Origin of the sequence: Candidatus Schmidhempelia bombi str. Bimp, assembly GCF_000471645.3 — a bacterium.
GTDB classification, from domain to species: Bacteria; Pseudomonadota; Gammaproteobacteria; order Enterobacterales; family Orbaceae; genus Utexia; species Utexia bombi.
Genome location: NZ_AWGA01000023.1, coordinates 1 through 17,431 on the forward strand (window position 1 = coordinate 1; position 17,431 = coordinate 17,431).

A 17,431-nucleotide genomic window follows, 5' to 3' on the forward strand; every position below is an offset into this window, starting at 1 on the left:
TTGCAAGCAAACCACAACCAGCCGCGACGCCAGCGCCAGTAGCTCAATCTGATGGGTTTGTTGCCAATAGTGCTTATGCGCATGCTACTCCATCGGTACGCCGTTTAGCGCGTGAGTTTGGTGTTGATCTCTCTAAAGTAGCGGCAACGGGGCCAAAAAATCGTATTTTACGTGAAGATTTACAGAATTACGTGAAAAATGCAGTGAAACAAGTTGCGAGTGGCAATGTCGCTGCTGGTGGTGCATTACCAGGATTACTACCTTGGCCGAAAGTGGACTTTAGTAAATTTGGTGAAGTTGAAGAGTTACCATTAACTAAGATCCAGAAAGTTTCTGGTGCTAATTTACACCGTAACTGGGTGATGATTCCACATGTAACTGAATTTGACGAAACCGATATTACTGAGTTAGAAAGTTTCCGTAAGCAGCAAAATGTGGAAGCTGAAAAACGTAAGTTAGATGTGAAAATTACCCCACTGGTCTTTATCATGAAAGCGGTTGCAAGTGCGCTACAAGCTTATCCACGTTTTAATAGCTCATTATCTGAAGATGCACAGACCTTGATCGTTAAAAAATATATCAATATTGGGGTGGCGGTCGATACGCCTAATGGTTTAGTTGTTCCCGTATTTAAAGATGTTGATAAGAAAGGGGTACTTGAGCTATCTCGTGAGTTAGCAGCGGTGTCGAAAAAAGCGCGTGAAGGTAAATTAACGGGTGCGGATATGCAAGGTGGCTGTTTTACTATCTCCAGTTTAGGCGGCATAGGTACGACTGCGTTTACACCAATTGTTAATGCGCCAGAAGTGGGTATTTTAGGTGTTTCACGCTCATCAATGAAACCAGTTTGGAATGGTAAAGAGTTTACACCACGCTTAATGTTACCTTTATCCTTATCTTTTGACCATCGCGTTATTGATGGTGCGGATGGAGCAAGATTCTTAACCCATATCGCTACCGTATTATCTGATATGCGTCGTTTAGTGATGTAATCAGGGAGAGACAGAACATGACTAAAGAAGTAAAAACTCAAGTTGTTGTATTAGGTGCCGGTCCTGCCGGCTATTCCGCTGCTTTCAGAGCAGCAGATCTTGGACTGGATGTCACCTTAGTTGAACGTCATTCAACCTTAGGTGGGGTTTGTCTTAATGTTGGTTGTATTCCCTCTAAAGCGCTATTGCATGTTGCTAAAGTGATGGATGAAGCTAAATCATTAACCGATCATGGCATTGAATTTGGTATGCCAAAAATGGATTTGAATAAAGTTCGGGACTGGAAAGAAAAAGTCATCAGTCAATTAACAGGTGGCTTAGCAGGCATGGCGAAAATGCGTAAAGTCACGGTAGTACAAGGTGAAGCGAAATTTACGGGTAGCCATACGATGTCAGTACAAACTGCCGAGGGTGAAACCGTTATTCATTTTGACAATGCAATTATTGCAGCGGGATCACGTCCAATTCAATTACCATTTATCCCACATGAAGATCCGCGTATTTGGGATTCCACAGATGCATTAGCGCTAACGTCAATTCCTAAACGTTTATTGTTGATGGGTGGTGGTATCATTGGTCTTGAAATGGGTACTGTCTATCATGCGCTAGGTAGTGAAGTACATGTCGTTGAGATGTTGGATCAAGTGATCCCGGCCGCAGATAAAGATGTGATTAAAGTCTTTACTAAACGTGTAGAGAAAAAATTCACATTAATGTTACAAACGAAAGTCACCAAAGTTGAAGCTAAAGAAGACGCTATTTATGTGTCAATGGAAGATAAAGACGGTAAAGTGATTATTGAGCCTTATGATGCGGTGTTAGTCGCCATTGGTCGTACACCAAATGGCAAACTAATTGATGCGGATAAAGCGGGCGTCAATGTGACCGATCGTGGCTTTATTGAGGTCGATAAACAAATGCGTACCAATGTCCCGCATATTTTTGCGATTGGTGATATTGTTGGTCAACCAATGTTAGCCCATAAAGGGGTACACGAGGGGCACGTAGCAGCAGAAGTGATTGCTGGTAAAAACCATTACTTTGATCCAAAAGTGATTCCTTCAATTGCTTATACGGAGCCAGAAGTCGCATGGGTAGGCTTAACTGAAAAAGAAGCGAAAGCACAAAATATCAGTTATGAAGTCGCGGTGTTCCCATGGGCTGCTTCGGGTCGCGCCATCGCTTCTGATTGCTCAGAAGGGATGACAAAATTGATTTTTGATAAAGACACTCACCGTATTTTAGGGGGTGCTGTTGTTGGTGTGAATGGGGGTGAATTGTTAGGTGAAATCACGCTAGCGATTGAAATGGGTTGTGATGCAGAAGATATCGCATTAACTATCCATGCTCACCCAACATTACATGAATCAATTGGTTTAGCGGCAGAAGTGTATGAGGGGTCAGTGACTGACTTACCAAATCCTAAAGCGAAAAAGAAATAGTTAATTATCACTAGCTATTTTGGTTAACATAATTATCCTGATGATATTTCAGGATGAGCTGTTTGTGGACAAACCCCGATGCAATTCGGGGTTTGTTTTTTTATGTTAAAAATCGTTGCCTTTTATTAAAATGTTGATTCATACAAGTTATAAAAGTCCCTTAACTATGGCGTTTTACTTATCTTTTGGGGCGGTGATTGAAGATATAGTAAGTGGCGCTAAATTAATTAGCCAACTCTACGATTAACTTATGGCTAATAGGATTTATCCTTAATAAAACTTGCCTTTATATGCTTTTAGCGCTGGCTATCGCCTTTTTTTACTATTTAATGGATCTGATTTGTTTTTTAGTGATAGTCATTTAGGAAGGGATAGTGTTAATTGTGATATAGGTAAGTGAATGTAATCAGTAGCAAAATAGGCGGGAATCAATCTTTTATCTCCATTTTATATCATCTTAAACAACGAGCATTATCGTTATCTTATTAATAAAAACGCTCCTTATTGACTCCACAATTGTCTGGTTGATGATCATTTTACTTAGGTCAATGTATAAATACAACAAGATGGCAGAGTTATTACCGCCGATTGGAATGATAAGCTTTAATTGCTCGTCATTATCATAAATAGCTTATTAGGTTATGGTTACAGCAGTACCATCGGTCTAGACTTAACCCACACCAACCATTTAACCTTTTAGGTGGAAAATAAATTGTTCTGTTTTTTAATGGTGATTTTAGCTTTATCGATTAGAATGGTATTCATTTAAGCCATTATTCATTGTTATCCAATATTCGTTGAAATAACGGGATTTTAATAAAAGTGTGGCGAGAATCGACTTTATAACTACCTAGTTTAAGATACGCCAATAATACGTTAGCAGCGCTTCCTATTGCTAGGAAGGCTGCTTAGTACATATCAAAAATAGGACCATAAGCTATCTTAGGTGCTTATGGTCGTTAAGGTTACAGCAATGTGAGTAGTGGAGAAATACATAGCAATAGACCAGTAATAATAATGATATATAGCGCTATCCCTTTATATTGGTATAACGTAGGGACGCGATACACTAGCCACGCGGGGATTAAACAGCCCACTAGACCAAAAATAGGACTGCATAGCGAGGTAAAGAGTAGTACAGGTAAATTTAAGATGACTGCCCCCCAAGCCAGTAAAATAGCTAAAAAAATTATCCCTTTTTGTAGCAGTTTGTGATTAATTTTTTCCTCAGGCATTAGGCGTTTTAAAACATTAATAGCCATGCCTTGCACCGCCTCTCGGAAACCTAAGTAAACACCAAAGAAAGCGGTCACGACGGCAAAAATATTTAAAATAATACTGATTGGTGTGACGTAGTTGGCCGCATCTCCTTTAATAAATTGAGCCGCAATCGCCAGCGCTGAAATATTTTGTTCATATGCTTTCACCGCTTCATCATATCCCATCGCAAAGGTGAATGATATCGCATAGAAGAAAACAGTAATAAATAGTATTCCAAATGCAATATTCATGGCGCGTAATGCTTTAAATCGTGCGACTTCAATAGATCTATTTTTAGCGCGATAAGAGATAACCATTGGGCTTAATGTTTGAATAAATAGAATGGATGTTAAGGTAAATGGTAAAGTAATCACGGCATTTTTAATTAATAAACCTAGGGGAGGAATCGCACCAACGTTATGGCGAATATCCCACATTTCGATCATTAATATCCCTAAAATAGCGATAATAGCCAATTTAGAAATTACCATAAAACTGGATATTTTGAATAGTAGCTGTTCGCCTCTGGAGGCAATAGCTACTAAAAAAATAATTAATCCTAATGAATAGAGTGGATTTTTAGATAAGATATTTTTAGTCACGCCAAAGGTGTGTAGATATGAGGCGCTATCATTAGTTATCGCTGTTGAGTAAGCAAACATCCAGATAATTAGCATGATAAAATAGAGTAAGCCTAGAAATATCCCCCAATTTTTCCCTAAGTAACCACTAATGACACTTGGGTAATCAACACAATCTTTTGCTTCGGCTAACGTATTAATAAATAGTCGTTGGAATAAGTACATAGCTGGGTAACCAATAATAGAAGAGAGCAAAAATACCCATAATCCCATGATACCAACTTGCACGGGTAAGAAAACAATGCCTGCGCCGATTGCCATGCCGATACTCATAATTATCCAACCAATATCTGTACTATCAAATTTTGTCGCGGTTTTCCATTCATCCTTCGTCATTTGTGCCCGATTTTTGACGGGGGGATAGTTTGTTATGGTCATAATGATCTCCATCAAATTAGTTCTGAACAATTATTCTTACTTAAGCTGTTAGTGAAAGCAAATGTTAATATAAAGTTTTTTTAATATAATGATGGATAGGCTTAAACCTGCTATCACTGTTTGGTTAGGCATAAACTTAGGTGAGATTAAGCGGTTTTTAGTTCATGATTAAGACTCAATGGATTGATCTTGTTATCGCTGATTAAAGTAAATGGGAATGGTTCTTGCTCCATGTTCAATCCTTAATATTACGCTAAAAAAACGTTTGTGAAATAAGTATTTTATTTTGTTATTTTATTTACTGTTACGGCTATTTACATTTACATCACTATTTTCTAGACTAACCAATAATAGTGTTTTGATTCAACTTTTTAATTTGAATTATTTTCTCGATAAAACATGTTTATAGCATGTTTTGCCTGACTATTATTCAAATAGGGATATAACGATCTATTTAGTATTTTTGAATTAAATAGGGATTAATAAGGATTTTTCATTATATGCATCCGATTGCCAATAATGAGAATAGTAGTAAAAGGAATACGTCTCTTTGGTTAGAAAAGTGACTAATGGGATGTTTATTCTTTTTGGGTAATGACATGCTATAAAGGAGATTATGATGTCAAAATTTAATAAAGTGTTTCTCGCTTTCAATGTTTCTTTACTTTTACCAGCGTTCGCTTTACAAGCTCAACAAGTTCACCATGTTCAGGAAACAAAAGAGGTTAAAAAAATCCAGGTCGATCAGACAGTACTTCCAGCGACGGTTATTGATCAAGTTTCACCATCGACTTATACCGTTGAACAAGGTGGGCTAATTTATCATTCTACGGTCTTACCAAATGGTAATTTACGCATTGCTTATCCAGAAGTCATTCCAACTGTTGGTTTACCTGTACGGACGAAAACGGTTGAGTTAGAAAAAGTAAAAGATGTCTATAAAGTACCGGATAATGTCGATTTACAATTTGTACCTTATGATACTATTACTACGCGAATTTACACGGCAACACCATTGGATATTGATGATGAAGCCTCAAGTTTAGCGTCACAAAAGAAAGCCTTTGCCTATCAAGTAAAATCAACTACAGCTTCTAATTCGGGGAATAACGCTGATGTTGAAATCTTACTGTTTGCGAAAAATGCACCATTACGTTATGTCGATGGTACGTTCTATCTAGTCAATCATCGTTCTGTTGTTGAATTAACTGCTGAGTCAGCAAACAAATTAAATGCTAGCGGTGAATTTGAATTCCAAGGTACGTTTAATGCGGATTATCAAATTGCTAATTCAGCCGCAGTAAAAGCGATTGAGCATGATGCAAATGCTTTTTATATTTATAAGGTCCAAGAAAATGGACAAACAAATATGAAAAATATATTTGTAAAATATTATAAATAGTACGTTTATTAGTAGGGCTATCGTTATATAGCTCTACTATGATCATAATGATTACATCGAGTAACTATTTTATTGATACGTTCAGTGACTTATAGGTAGTGGCATCAATTCATTTAGCTTTATTAATGAAATTTATCTTAGTTTCTTACTTTTCATAACCATTCTAAAAAGACTTGTTATTGTGACAGGGCACATAAATTTATTTCATTTGCTCACAATTCTTGAGCAGTAGATGATATTTATCATTACTATTTTTATCTAAATTATTTATTAAATTGGTTTTCAAAATGGAGTTTTGTATGTCAAATTTAAAGAAAACAGTGATTGCAATATCGTTTGCCCTCATTCCTGTTGTTTCCGTTCAAGCGGAGAGCCAAGTCACATTAAGAGAAGCTGAAACCTTCGCCAATAAGGATTTTCGTATTTCTTCATTAGCTTTACAACGTGGAGGACAAATTCTACGTTTAAATACGATTGCAGATACACCTTTGCCTATTATCTATCCTAATCCAGAAAATAGTACCGCAATCACACCTGAAACGATTACTAAATTCAAACAAATGAATGGGGTTTATGTTTTTCCTCGTAATGAAGTGGTTGCATTAGAGCCTTTTGATATTGTATCGGCGCGTAGCGCGTATTCAACCCCTATATCATTGGATTATGATGTCAGCCGGCTTGCTGCCGAGAAAGGGGCTTATGCGTATCAAATCAACAGTGTAACTCAAACCAATACCGATAGTAATAATATTGACTTCGTTTTTTCTTTATATCGTAAAGATGCGCCATTTTTATATGTTTATAAAGCAGATTTCTTTAATTTTGGTTCCATTTCGGTACAAGAATTGCCTGTAGATATTGCTAATCAATATCAAGCAACCGGATCATTTACCTTTAATGGTCATTATAAGTTACCGCAAGAAATTTCAGCAGAGGCAGCCAAATATGCGGTTTATCATGGCGCTAAAGCGTTTTTTGTAAAAAGCGTTACCGAGAATAATCATGGGACACGACAAACGGTCGTGGTAGATTACTTCTAAGCGTTTTCTCATAAAATGGATCATAGATGGGATTTATGATCCATTTTGTTTTTTCCTTTCTATTGGTTTGAATAGTGTCTTTTTGTAAGCTGAATTAGCTAATTCCCGTATTATGGCTTAATTATTAAGATTCTTTAATACGTCTATAACTGTATTTAAGTATGGACTTGTTGCGTTATACCTTATATTTAGACGCTTTATTCGCTTTTAGGGCAAAACCCAAGCTATTTATTGTGGTTGTTAGAATGGTTGTATCGGTGTAGTTTCAATGCAGTTGATCGCATTAAAAGCTGCTAGGTGACTTAAAATTGCTCGTTAGCAATAAACACTGTTTTGCATAACTTTAACCTTGGGTTAAAAATAGCTTATTTAATATCATCTGATTTTTTTATGATTTAGACGATAGTTAAAATATATCTCCATTAATAAGTAATCAAATTAATTTGATTCAAATGAACTTTCTCGCAATCGAATACTATTTGTGACTTCGCGCCAAATCACCATTAATTGTTGTCGGGTGAACGCCTTAGTGCGATCACGCGGTATTTTATAGAACATTTCTACTCGTAATCGAGGGGTTTTATAAGTTGGATCTGTCATATGTATACCCAAGGTAAATATATAACCCATATTATTTGTATCAAATTCATCCTCTTCATTATTAAAATATGTTCCTTTAACGATCCATTCTTCTAATACTAAATTATTGCTGGTACGTTTACCTTTATAAATGGTGCGTCCTTCACCTTGGGTAAAATAGCCTTCGGGCTTATCAAGTAAAGCATAGTCACCAGCATAATCATTGAATTCAAAATAGAAAGAAAAATCTTCAATAGTATCGTGTGAATAGCCATAATTCATATCTTTCCATTTTCGATCTTCTCCTTGCATAAAACTGCGAAATAGACAAAATCCAGGCGTTGTAGGAATAGCTAAATCATCACGAACTTTGATTCGATCAAGAAGTGCATATAGCTCATTTAATTTTTGGGGAACATTATTATAATAAGCGTCGGGATCTTCTTCTCTATCTGCTTTGTATTGTTCACCTAAACCATTAACTGCTTTTATTTCAATTTTCATTGTTACATTATCTTGCCACCGATATCCTTCCAAAATCCTAAGAATATCCGATACGCCTATTGATTCCATACGCTCAAAAATAATACCTTGCATTTTATTGGGATCACTGGTGTGCACAGGATAAATGGCTTTTAAGTAATCACCGTCAATCGGATCAACGGCTTTTGTATTTTTTAATTGTTGTTCGCGTAGTGCTATCATCTGTTTAAATGGGGGAAGATACTGTTCTCGGGTCGTTATAATGATATCGTTATCTTTATAGTAAAAGACCGCCTCTTTAGCCACTTTAAATCCAATAGGTAAATTAATTAAATAAGTGCCTACACAGCGAGTAGGGGAGTTATCTAATAACTGTGTTACTTGCTGCTGCTGCTCTATAGGTAATTTGATCATATAAATATTTTTCCTAAAGTAGTAGTAATTGATTAAGAACAATATCAAGACAACAGAAATAATGGAGATTAAGCGAGAATAGTTTGTATGGAATTTGTCTGATTTAGTCATCAATTTTTACCTTTTGCAAGATATCAATAATGGAACGAAGCACAAAATCTTGACTTATTTCGTTTCGGAAAGCGGATTCATGGCATATAGGTAAATTTAATTGAGCTTGCAAATAATTGGTAGGGATAGTTCCTGAACGTGGCGGTACGGTGCCATCACCGTTGCCATCGGCGGGTAAAAGAGAATAGGTTTCATTAATATTTCCTATTTTAGTCGCATGAGTCCCATAATGTGTTGTTATTTCCACATCTCTCCAGTCATGACGACTTGGTAAGATAGTTCTAATCCGCGTTAACTCTTTCAAATTAAGTCGATTCAGTGCACCAATATGATTTTTGGACGGTTTTTTCATTGAAGGTTGATATCCCTGAAAAAAACGACCTTTCCAGTGGGCATATTGATAGGTTAAAAATTCCTTGCTAATAGTATCTTGGCTATTTTCCATACCCAAAAAGGCATAGGTGTTGGGATGATATTTATTGGCTATAGATTCATTAAATTTTTTTACTTTATACTTAATAATATATTCATATTTTTGCCAATCGATTTGCATCTGTTCCAAATCATAATCTTCATTTAATGGGTTAATCAGATGAGGTTCACATGCACACCACCATTTATCTTTGGCTAAGTAAATTTCCTTATAAGGATCGGCTTTGGGATATGACACTGTTTTGCCATCGGGATCGGTAATGAGTAGCCAATTCATTCCATATTCTGGTGTAGGTAATAATTGAAGTGGCCCAGGTGATTGTGCAAAAACGGCTGTTGTTTCGGCGGCATCTTTACCAAGGATATGTTCCATAATCCAATCTCGTATTTTTCCTATTCCTTCAGCACCATTAATCTCTGTACCACGTTTCATTCTGGTGTAAGCCACCACCGCCCCAGTTGCAGGTTGTACACCGTTTATCACACCATAGACTTTGTCTTGACCATCAAGAACTTCGGTATAATAACGGGCAACTAATCCCCCCATGGAATGGGTGACTAAAATAACTTTATTACATATTTGATCCCGTTTTTTATAGTACTCTGGCAATTTGACTTCAATTAATTTTTTAAGTTGTTCAGCACTTTCTTGATTTGATTTTAACCAGTTATATCCCATGACATGTACTGGTAAGTGGAAAGATTGGCAATGTTCGATATGTTGTTTTTGAAAAGATAACGATACTTTTGATTCTTGATTTAACTCAAAAGGCGGGGGATTCAATAAATTGGCTAAAATAGAGGGTGACTGATTTTGAAGTTGAAATAACTTTTGTTGAAATGTATTTAGAAACTGCCCGTAACTGATATAAGCCGCGGCCCCCCATCCTCGTTTTTTTCTCGTTCCAAAACATCTATTTTCGGGATTATTTTTTATAGTTGTCTCAATTTTTTGCTCTTTAATCTGGAAAGCTGCGATCATTTTATCGATTTCATCTTCATAAAAGTCACGCATTTCATTCTCATATTCTTGTTCGATCTTTTCTATTTCTTTTGCTGAGGCTTCAATCACGACACCACGATCATCGACTTCTGTTTTATCTGGATCCAGTTCTAATTTTCTGACATCTGCTGCCCCATAATGCGGAAAAGACCATCCAATTACAGAAATGCTATCATCTAAGCGCCAGATTGATTTGGTTGTGGATTTTGTGCTTTTCTCTTTCAAATTGGTTCCCATCACGCCAGGAAGAAAAATAATCGGTACAACAATCCGTGGTTTTTCAATAAAGATAATCTGTTGTTTATTTTCTGAAGCTGGTGCTGTGGTAAAATTAAATTCCGACCTATAATTATTTTTACTCATACACTTTGCTACCTATGGCTTATTTTTTATATTCAACAATGTGTTGATTAGTGACTATTTATATTTATCACGTTGACGATATGCTATCACCACTTATAGTGCATTTAATTTTATCTTAAAATGATTATCTGTTTTTAGATGGTATTATATGAAAAATAGAAGTTTAGTAAAGATTTAATTAATCATCATAGATGAGATAATAGTTCGTCAAGCTGTAGTTTTCTGCATTAATGGTATACACTTTGTTTGCTCCCAGTTTTTGATAATGCTTTCCTTAGCCTAGTAACTTTTATCTATATCTTATAGTATTAAATATTACGCTGATAACTTACTCATGATCCATGTTGAGGTTTAGATAGATACGAGTCAATTTATGGCGCGATGGCTAGCTATTTAGGTGTCAATGATATGGTCGTGTGTAATTTGTTAGATTGTCATAAATGGCGTAGTAAATTAAATAATGACCTCTATTCATTCCCTAGTGGTGAAAAAGGGAAAATGTTAAATAAAGCGATTTAAAGTAGCAGAATAATTATATAAAAGCGACTGCATAACTAACGATTAGCCATTAACTATAATAAAAAAGGTGATGGTTTATTTTGATTTGTAAGATGGGGAGGGTAATATTGACTAACTGTTAAAACCCGCTCAGTTAAGTTTAGACTATATCTCTTCTTCTGTTAGGCGTCTGTGTCATCTATAGTAACGTATTTTCAACAATGCTATGCAAGAAGTACAATAACATTGTTGAAAATTGCTCCTAGCCGTTTAAGTTACCTTTAAAAAAGGAAAGCTTAGTCTACTTCTATATTTGCTTTAACTGTTTTCCTTAATTTTTGTCATCCTCATTTTTTGAATATGTCGATTTTCTAAAATAAAAGCCATACCAAAATAGATAACTGTTAATAGCCACAAATGCCAATACTGCTGACTAAATTCAGCAAAATTTGCGCCCATTTGATTGATTTTTACCGATCCCGTGATGGCCGGTACCGCCGGGAATATATACCCTATAATATGAAATAGCGATGGCATCAATTCTCTTGGCCAAGATAGCCCTGTTACAAAAAATATCAGCATACTTGTTGGTATTATTACGCAGAATACATCACTGACGGTATGGACGAAATGTGAAAAAACCTTACCCAACAATGCCGTAGAAAAAATAAAAGGGATGATAAACCACAAGGAAGTAAAAAGATGGCTTAAACGGGGTAAGTCATACCAATAGTTAGCAAATACGGTGTAAATAATAAAATAGATTATATACAGTATTGAATAAGTCAATAATTTGCCAGAAAGTAGTAATAATGCTGACGAGGTGGCACTATAATTCGCCTTATGAATAAAAGCTAATTCAACATCAGAATTTTTACTAAATAGCGAACACAGCATACTACCAATCAGTAAGGTTTGATATAAGATCAAAACAAAAGCAGCAGGAATAATATAGGTTGCATAGCCTGACTGCGGATTAAATAAACTAATCAATTGTGTACTAAAAGGCGAAACATTATTGGTTGCCACAGCGGGATCGACACCTTGGGCGATTTTGCGTGAAATGGAAATCTTAGCCCCAAAATTGCTAGCCACAGTATTAATTGCAGTGGCGACATTACTGTAAATTAAAATATAGCTGGCATCCCCATAATAGGAAACAGGGCTCGTTTTGCCCTCTAAAATATGTTGTTGAAAACGATAAGGTATCAGTACAACCCCATAGATTTTACGCTCCTCAATAAGTCGTTGCGCTGTTTGTAAATCCGCAATATGTAAATCTATTTTAACCGATTTATTGGCGTCAATTTGTCGTACTAGCTCTCGACTGTAGTTAGTATTATCCTGATCAATAACTGCGATCGGAACATCGCGTATTGCTTCATGTAAATAGGGTTGCGGATAAAAGAAGAAATAGAGAAAGATCCCAACAAACATCACACTCACTATCGCTTTTGTTTGGAAAATACGTTTTAATTCATCATAGGAAATTAATAGTAAGGATTTAATCATATTAACCGCCTACGAATTTTTCGTAAATGTAAAGTAATAAGTAGTGAAATTATGCTGAATTGGATCAGTAAATAAATAAATGGTTCTAATGAAGTCATTATATTTGGCGCCCGCAATGTTTGATCAAGACGAATCTGTATATACCATGTGACAGGGATTAAAGCCCCCCAAATAGAAGCAAAGGTATTCATGGCAATACGTGGAAAGATCAATCCAGTAAATCCAAAACCAGGTGATGCCACTAGGCTTGCGCTACCATAAGCCTGTGCTAATGTTGAGCCGGTTAAACCAAAGAAAATACCATATAAACATGAGGTCAAGATAAAACCTATATCGCCAAGTATAAGCAAGGCTAAATGTCCCTTTAATGGCAAATCAAAATAGGCGATTAATACGGTATCAAATAAAAACAGACATAATAGAAAATAGATAAAATAGGGAGTAATCCGCCCTAATAAGAAAGTAAAAATATTATGATTAGCTAACTGTAATATTGGTTGATAACCCGTTGCCGCAAAACGATCACGCGTCACACTCGTCACCATTGCCATCATAATAATGATTTGCAAAATAGTGGGAATTAAGCCACTAATTAAGGTATAGAGGTAATTTAATGTTGGATTATATAAAGGATGTAAACTGGTTGGGACGGTTTGCATTTGGCTTTGTGCAACCGGTAACGCCACTCCTTTTTCTAATAATCCTTGCAATACGATTTGACTGTTGGCTGTTTTCAATGCTGAACTCATAGCTCGAAAAATAATGGTGCCCGCGGACATATACTGATTATTATAAAATGCCACGACTTCTGGTTGATGGCCTGCGATCAAATTTTTTTCAAACTCTGGTTGAATAAAAAGCACAGCATATACATCCCCTTTAATGAGTGCATGCTTAGCGGCAGAAAGATCTTGATAACGTTCAGCAACAAGTAGCTGTGGTGATGCCGCTACTTGTTGGATTAATGTGCGTGATGACTTGGAGGTATCTTGATCAACGACAGCGATAGGTACTTGAGTGATAACACCAGCATGGTACATGTAAATAAATAAAAAAATAAATAATAAAGGATAGATGAAAACCAATAAAAACAAAGAACGTTGTTTCATTAATTGGCTCAGTTCCCATCTAATCACTTGTAATAGCGAGTTAGACATTAATGCCGTTTCCTTTTGTATAACATCTCCCTATTTATGAGGTTAGTGAGATGGCCATTTTGTTGTAACACTCATTCCTGGACGGAGACCTGACACGTTACTAATTGGCTTAGCGCGCATTTCAAAGGTTTTTAGGTCAAAATCACCCGTGGCTTTGGTTGCCTGCCAATTTGCATATTGACCTAGTGCATTTAATACGGTGACCTTAACATCAATAACTTGGTTATTTAATGCGGGTACTTTTACCTGAAACGTATCACCGACTTTAAGATTACCCAATAAATCCTCACGAATATTAAAGGTAAACCAAATATCATTTAAATCGATAATAGAATAAAGCGGTGTTCCTGGACTATATAATTGTCCTGTTTCGGCAACGCGGGTCGTAATTTGACCGCTGATAGGCGACACTAACGTTAATTCATTTACATCTGCTTTGACTTGCCCTAATGCGGCTTTAGATTGCTCTACTTGGGCATCGGCTAATTTTTTCTGTTCTATACTGCTACCATTTTGTGCCAATGATAAGTTAGCTTTAGCCGCTTCATAGGCTTTTGCCGCGGCTTGATACTGATTAAATGACTCATCATAATTTTGCTTTGATACGGTTCCATCTTTGGCTAAACGATTAATTCGTTCATAACTGGTTTGCGCTAAAGTTAAATCTGATTTTGCTTTATCTAATTGCGCTTTTTGCACATCAATTGTTTCTGGTCGTGTGCTATAAGTATTATCGCGACTCGCCATTGCTACATTTAATTGCGCTTCGGCTGTTGCCAACTGCGCTAATAGGGCTGGGCTTGAAAGCGTAAGAAGCACATCACCTTGTTTAACATTATCGCCAACATCATAATTAAATTGAATCACTCGACCTTGTACTCTCGCCGCAACATCAACACGGTTGGATTCGACTTCGCCTTGTAAGATAATGGTATTAGGTTGATGGGCAATATATATAATAGCGATAGCAATAACAGCAATGATTGCTACTATCAAAAAAAGACGTTTTTTATGCATAAATTGTGCTTATAAATAGTTAGGATGATACTGAAATAATATTATTGGCAATAATATAAAGCCAAATATTAAAATACGCAACGAAAATATAACTTTACACTTAGTAATGATTTTCAAATAAATTTTAATTTAAATATTAGTTGTTTTTATTGATATTTTTAGAAAAAAATTTAGCTTAATGGCAAATAAATTTATCTCAATTGTATATAAGCTGTTTTACTATTTTCATCGTAATAGATGATTGATGGTACTGTCACTATATAAAAATTTTAATGTGAAGATTTTGATAAAAAACCAAAGTAATTTAACTAGTTAAAATCAGGCAAAATAAAAGATTTGAAAAGAAGCATTATTGGTAAAATTGTCACTTTTACTTAAATAATTTATTAATAATTAGCATACAACTATTTATAGTTTAGTAATCAAACATAAGCAAAAAATTATTAGTAATTAAAATATAAATTGACATTAAATATCTGCTTTTGCTATTGGTTGGTTTAAGCAAACATAAAAAAGCATAATATTAGCTGATAAAATATTATGCCATTTATTGTTTAGTGATCAATTAGATTATTCTTATAATTCATCATAAAATTCAAGTTTTATTTTATATATTAGTCCCACATTTCTCTTAGAAAAAACAGCTTTAGCTGAACATTCTTCTGGAGATTTGCAAGTATACCCAATCCAGTCAGCACCAACTTTACAGAATTTTTTACCAACGTAACTTAAAGAACCATCGATATATAATTTACAAAATTTAGGGTATGAAGAGAGATCATTAACTCCAGTAAAACGAATAACAAGTGTATCAGCCCAGTAACCTAGCGTATCTAGTACTGGTGAAGAGAAACTACTATTTTTTCCATTATTTAACGAGTTCCAATTGTTTTTACTGAATCCGTAACCATCATATCCAATTTTACCTACTCTTAAAACACCGGATATATTAGTAACTTTAGGCATGTTTTTTCCTTTTATTTTAATTAATATTTATTTTTGATTATCTATATGGATAACAGATAGAGATTATATATTTAATTGTATGTTTTTTCAAATTTTGATCATTATTAATATTCTATTAAGCAATAAATATTTTCATATAAAATTTTTTTAAGGAGAGATAAAAAAGTGAATAGGTAATTTTTTAATAAGTCTCACCATAAAGTGTTTATTGTGATCTGTAACGCTTATTTTTTCTTTCTAATGTAATTTCAATATCTGCTATCGATGATCAAAGGACTGTGTTGTTACACTATTTGCTCAAATTATTGTAACCAATATGGTAATCCACTATAAATTATATGATATAAGGTTGATTTTAATCGGAAATGATGAATAGTATTAATACCAAATAAAGGGGGGGATAGTCGTATGGGGTTAGTGATAAATGATAAAATTAAGTAGTGTCAAAGTATTGAATTGATACTGTTTAATTTATTAGAAACTTAATCCTTTTTATTATGTAATACAATCGTCTATTTTAAGCGATGCAAAAGAGATTTTTTATATCATCTCATTGCAATTTTCTTTGAGAAAATAAAATATTAAAGTGATAATTATTTCCTCAAATAAACATTATTCAATGCCTAAGATTTTTGTATCTTACTATAATCATAAAATAAGCAGGACTTTATATTAATGAATGAGTATCAGAAATAGCAGTGTTATATATAATTACAGATAAAATTTCGATGCTTATTCTGTAATGTTAGAATCTTCTTATAAGGCGTATTATCGCATTTTATAAATGTCGACTTTACAATTCTATTAAAGCTATAGTTATCGTCAAATAAGTAAATAATTTCTAATCTGCTTATCTTTTTCAGTTAGTATCAAGGGGGATAACTATTATTAAGATTTATTTTAATATTATTTGGTAAGGTAATGTGAGAAAAGTGGCAAGTTTATCTAGAACTACTAGTTATTACTAGTAGAAATATCAATATTTTACAATTCTTTATAAGCAAAGAATAAACTAATGATCAGTTATCAAAGGTTAAATTGGCTGGGGTATCAGGATTCGAACCTGAGCATGGCGGGATCAAAACCCGCTGCCTTACCGCTTGGCTATACCCCAATTAAGGTCAAGAGTGGTATGTGTATAAATTTTTAATTTATATTCGATTGAGATTAATATCCGAACCTAACGTATTTATCAATTCCATTTTATCGGTATTATTATAAATACACAAACTATCACAACTAAATATAGATAATTCTTTTACCTTGAAAAAGATGATAGTTGGCTGGGGTACCAGGATTCGAACCTGGGCATGGCGGGATCAAAACCCGCTGCCTTACCGCTTGGCTATACCCCAATAAGGTAGGTGCTAAGATTAAAATGGTGCGGGTGGAGAGACTTGAACTCACACGCCTCGCGGCGCCAGAACCTAAATCTGGTGCGTCTACCAATTTCGCCACACCCGCATTCTAATCTTAATGGTGGCTACGACGGGATTCGAACCTGTGACCCCATCATTATGAGTGATGTGCTCTAACCAACTGAGCTACGTAGCCTACTCATTTCTGTAACGTCTCAATCAACGTTACGGGGTGCATTATGCTTTTCTTCGAGGAAATCGTCAACCCCTTTTTTTAAAAAAATATTCGACTGGTGGTATTGTAATCAAAAAGTGGCGACAAACCCTCTTTATTGATTGTTTTAGTAGCAATTCCACTAAAAATTTATAAGCTTTTATACTAA

Annotated in this window: 12 protein-coding genes and 4 tRNA genes; 5 read left to right on the plus strand and 11 right to left on the minus strand. The window is 35.1% G+C overall.

What is annotated here, in order from left to right; translation table 11 throughout:
* Together aceF and lpdA are read left to right on the plus strand one after the other, a co-directional pair.
* On the plus strand, positions 1–992 hold a 992-nt coding region (aceF, locus tag O970_RS02270; RefSeq protein WP_024495566.1), incomplete at its 5' end, for a dihydrolipoyllysine-residue acetyltransferase.
* Between the two features lie 17 nt (positions 993–1,009).
* A complete protein-coding gene (gene lpdA, locus O970_RS02275) occupies positions 1,010–2,434 on the plus strand; it encodes a dihydrolipoyl dehydrogenase (protein WP_024495567.1) in 1,425 nt (474 codons plus the stop codon).
* Positions 2,435–3,399: 965 nt separating this feature from the next.
* Here the strand turns inward: lpdA and O970_RS02280 are convergent.
* Positions 3,400–4,713, minus strand: coding sequence for an SLC5/6 family protein (locus O970_RS02280; protein ID WP_036562386.1), 1,314 nt, complete (start codon positions 4,711–4,713; stop codon positions 3,400–3,402).
* A gap of 619 nt (positions 4,714–5,332) precedes the next feature.
* Here O970_RS02280 and O970_RS02285 point away from each other — a divergent pair.
* Together O970_RS02285 and O970_RS02290 are read left to right on the plus strand one after the other, a co-directional pair.
* A complete protein-coding gene (locus tag O970_RS02285; protein WP_024495569.1) occupies positions 5,333–6,115 on the plus strand; it encodes a DUF1471 domain-containing protein in 783 nt (260 codons plus the stop codon).
* Positions 6,116–6,414: 299 nt separating this feature from the next.
* Positions 6,415–7,155 (plus strand): YdgH/BhsA/McbA-like domain containing protein, encoded by a 741-nt coding sequence (locus O970_RS02290; protein ID WP_024495570.1) that lies wholly within the window; start codon positions 6,415–6,417, stop codon positions 7,153–7,155.
* A gap of 438 nt (positions 7,156–7,593) precedes the next feature.
* Here the strand turns inward: O970_RS02290 and O970_RS02295 are convergent, their stop codons facing one another.
* Positions 7,594–8,631 (minus strand): T6SS immunity protein Tli4 family protein, encoded by a 1,038-nt coding sequence (locus O970_RS02295; RefSeq protein WP_024495571.1) that lies wholly within the window; start codon positions 8,629–8,631, stop codon positions 7,594–7,596.
* Between the two features lie 103 nt (positions 8,632–8,734).
* Positions 8,735–10,540, minus strand: a complete 1,806-nt coding sequence (locus O970_RS02300) for an esterase/lipase family protein (protein WP_024495572.1) — start codon at positions 10,538–10,540, stop codon at positions 8,735–8,737.
* Positions 10,541–10,921: 381 nt separating this feature from the next.
* Between O970_RS02300 and O970_RS09810 the strand changes: the two genes are divergently transcribed.
* Positions 10,922–11,059 (plus strand): hypothetical protein, encoded by a 138-nt coding sequence (locus tag O970_RS09810; RefSeq protein WP_166667067.1) that lies wholly within the window; start codon positions 10,922–10,924, stop codon positions 11,057–11,059.
* Between the two features lie 297 nt (positions 11,060–11,356).
* Here O970_RS09810 and O970_RS02305 read toward each other — a convergent pair whose 3' ends face one another.
* The 8 genes from O970_RS02305 to O970_RS02340 all read right to left on the minus strand — a co-directional run bounded on the left by O970_RS02305 (position 11,357) and on the right by O970_RS02340 (position 17,244).
* Complete coding sequence (locus O970_RS02305; RefSeq protein ID WP_024495573.1) at positions 11,357–12,550, minus strand: ABC transporter permease; 1,194 nt, start codon at positions 12,548–12,550, stop codon at positions 11,357–11,359.
* Positions 12,547–13,707: an ABC transporter permease gene (locus O970_RS02310; protein ID WP_024495574.1), complete on the minus strand. Its 1,161-nt coding sequence runs from the start codon at positions 13,705–13,707 to the stop codon at positions 12,547–12,549. The genes O970_RS02305 and O970_RS02310 overlap by 4 nt, the downstream gene beginning before the upstream one ends.
* 42 nt (positions 13,708–13,749) lie before the next feature.
* Entirely contained in the window at positions 13,750–14,724 is a 975-nt protein-coding gene (locus O970_RS02315; protein WP_024495575.1) for an HlyD family secretion protein, read from the minus strand.
* A 576-nt stretch (positions 14,725–15,300) separates the two neighbouring features.
* On the minus strand, positions 15,301–15,690 hold the full coding sequence (locus O970_RS02320) for a hypothetical protein (RefSeq protein ID WP_024495576.1): 390 nt from the start codon (positions 15,688–15,690) through the stop codon (positions 15,301–15,303).
* Positions 15,691–16,729: 1,039 nt separating this feature from the next.
* Positions 16,730–16,804: transfer RNA gene (locus O970_RS02325), tRNA-Gln, on the minus strand.
* Positions 16,805–16,970: 166 nt separating this feature from the next.
* Positions 16,971–17,045, minus strand: a tRNA-Gln gene (locus tag O970_RS02330).
* 24 nt (positions 17,046–17,069) lie between these two features.
* Positions 17,070–17,154: transfer RNA gene (locus O970_RS02335), tRNA-Leu, on the minus strand.
* A 13-nt stretch (positions 17,155–17,167) separates the two neighbouring features.
* Positions 17,168–17,244: transfer RNA gene (locus O970_RS02340), tRNA-Met, on the minus strand.
* Positions 17,245–17,431 lie beyond the last annotated feature (187 nt).

Coding starts and splice junctions, on each gene's coding strand:
- lpdA (WP_024495567.1), top strand. CDS start 1,010: ATGACTAAAGAAGTAAAAACTCAAGTTGTTGTATTAGGTGCCGGTCCT.
- O970_RS02280 (WP_036562386.1), bottom strand. CDS start 4,713: ATGACCATAACAAACTATCCCCCCGTCAAAAATCGGGCACAAATGACG.
- O970_RS02285 (WP_024495569.1), top strand. CDS start 5,333: ATGTCAAAATTTAATAAAGTGTTTCTCGCTTTCAATGTTTCTTTACTT.
- O970_RS02290 (WP_024495570.1), top strand. CDS start 6,415: ATGTCAAATTTAAAGAAAACAGTGATTGCAATATCGTTTGCCCTCATT.
- O970_RS02295 (WP_024495571.1), bottom strand. CDS start 8,631: ATGATCAAATTACCTATAGAGCAGCAGCAGCAAGTAACACAGTTATTA.
- O970_RS02300 (WP_024495572.1), bottom strand. CDS start 10,540: ATGAGTAAAAATAATTATAGGTCGGAATTTAATTTTACCACAGCACCA.
- O970_RS09810 (WP_166667067.1), top strand. CDS start 10,922: ATGGCTAGCTATTTAGGTGTCAATGATATGGTCGTGTGTAATTTGTTA.
- O970_RS02305 (WP_024495573.1), bottom strand. CDS start 12,550: ATGATTAAATCCTTACTATTAATTTCCTATGATGAATTAAAACGTATT.
- O970_RS02310 (WP_024495574.1), bottom strand. CDS start 13,707: ATGTCTAACTCGCTATTACAAGTGATTAGATGGGAACTGAGCCAATTA.
- O970_RS02315 (WP_024495575.1), bottom strand. CDS start 14,724: ATGCATAAAAAACGTCTTTTTTTGATAGTAGCAATCATTGCTGTTATT.
- O970_RS02320 (WP_024495576.1), bottom strand. CDS start 15,690: ATGCCTAAAGTTACTAATATATCCGGTGTTTTAAGAGTAGGTAAAATT.